Origin of the sequence: Oceanobacillus polygoni, from assembly GCF_008304605.1 — a bacterium.
GTDB classification, from domain to species: Bacteria; Bacillota; Bacilli; order Bacillales; family Amphibacillaceae; genus Oceanobacillus; species Oceanobacillus polygoni.
The window spans coordinates 1-571 of record NZ_PIJY01000024.1 but is presented as its reverse complement, the minus strand read 5'-3'; the positions used below and the strand labels follow the sequence as shown (position 1 = coordinate 571).

At 46.4% G+C, this 571-nt stretch carries 3 tRNA genes and 1 rRNA gene; all 4 read right to left on the bottom strand.

The features are described 5' to 3' along the window. Positions 1-7 precede the first annotated feature (7 nt). Positions 8-82: transfer RNA gene (locus F1560_RS09160), tRNA-Glu, on the bottom strand. A gap of 16 nt (positions 83-98) precedes the next feature. Further along, positions 99-190, bottom strand: a tRNA-Ser gene (locus F1560_RS09155). Positions 191-193: 3 nt separating this feature from the next. Continuing rightward, a tRNA-Asn gene (locus F1560_RS09150) sits at positions 194-268 on the bottom strand. 127 nt (positions 269-395) lie between these two features. Then, positions 396-511: ribosomal RNA gene (rrf, locus tag F1560_RS09145) — 5S ribosomal RNA — on the bottom strand. Positions 512-571: the final 60 nt, after the last annotated feature.

Sequence of the window (571 nt, the reverse complement as noted above, 5' to 3'; positions counted from 1 at the left end):
TCCATGTTGGTGACCCGTACGGGATTCGAACCCGTGATACCGCCGTGAAAGGGCGGTGTCTTAACCGCTTGACCAACGGGCCTTATTTTATGTAATAGTGGCGGAGAGCGAGGGATTCGAACCCTCGAGGCCGCGTAAACGGCCTACACGATTTCCAATCGTGCTCCTTCGGCCACTCGGACAGCTCTCCATATGGCTCCACAGGTAGGATTCGAACCTACGACCGATCGGTTAACAGCCGATTGCTCTACCACTGAGCTACTGTGGAATAGTCCAATAAAGAAAATCTACTTGATATTCAACAAACATAAGTTGCATGTCCTACTACCAAATGAGATATTTCAGAGTAGCCTCATTCCAAATATACTATTTTTGTATAATAAAGGAATGTACTTGCCTGGCGGCGTCCTACTCTTGCAGGGACAAAGTCCCAACTACCATCGGCGCTGAAGAGCTTAACTTCTGTGTTCGGGATGGGAACAGGTGTGGCCTCTTCGCTATTGCTACCAGACAATCCTTAAAAAACAAGGACAAGTTTTATTATATGCATTTCCAATTAAAAATGCAAGGT